This window comes from Alicyclobacillus suci, assembly GCF_017329615.1.
Taxonomy (GTDB): Bacteria; Bacillota; Bacilli; order Alicyclobacillales; family Alicyclobacillaceae; genus Alicyclobacillus; species Alicyclobacillus suci.
In genome coordinates, this window is the sequence record NZ_JAFMTW010000145.1 from 1 (window position 1) to 709 (window position 709).

Consider the following 709-nt stretch of genomic DNA (forward strand, 5'->3'; position numbering starts at 1 on the left):
AGAAGAGGTTACGGCTTCTTTTTTGGCTCATACTCGATGAACTCTTCGGAACGGATTTCGACATAAGCAAGGTTGTTGCATAGATCATTCAGCAGCCCCGAATTACGGTCAGCGTGTTCAAAATTCAGTGTTCGAATGTGTTGTTGATGCCACGCAATACGCAGCTTTAAAGTTAAAGTTGATTGACCTTATTGATGAGGAGCAGGATAGCCTTCGATTTTATCAATTGGGCAATAACTATAAAAGCAAGGTAGAGCATGTTGGAATCAAAGAGTCGGTCGATCTGGATGGTCCTTTAATTTGGTAGTGCGAATGTGGAGCGCACATGATTTAGAGAGGGCATTCGCACCATGAAAATGGATTATATTGGTTTGTCATTAGGGTTTATGTGAATTTTACTTTAGGAGTCTATTGGATTTGTTTGATTTTTTATGAACAAAATGTTGGTTTAGTTGCGTTTTTATTGAAAAATGCCGTCGCATCCCGCGAGGGATGCGTGGATTGAAATCGCTGTGAATACGTCCCATCTCCATTCGATACATAGTCGCATCCCGCGAGGGATGCGTGGATTGAAATCCATACGGACTCACAGTAGTGGTCAGTAGTTGGAGTCGCATCCCGCGAGGGATGCGTGGATTGAAATAAAGGTACTGAGCTACCATTCTGACGAGCTACCAGTCGCATCCCGCGAGGGATGCGTGGATTGAAA

At 43.7% G+C, this 709-nt stretch carries 1 pseudogene; it reads left to right on the forward strand.

Annotation, left to right across the window (positions count from 1 at the left end):
- Window positions 1–100: 100 nt before the first annotated feature.
- Window positions 101–307 (forward strand): annotated as a pseudogene (gene cas2 / locus J3482_RS20185) (CRISPR-associated endonuclease Cas2); the annotation flags it as partial.
- Window positions 308–709 lie beyond the last annotated feature (402 nt).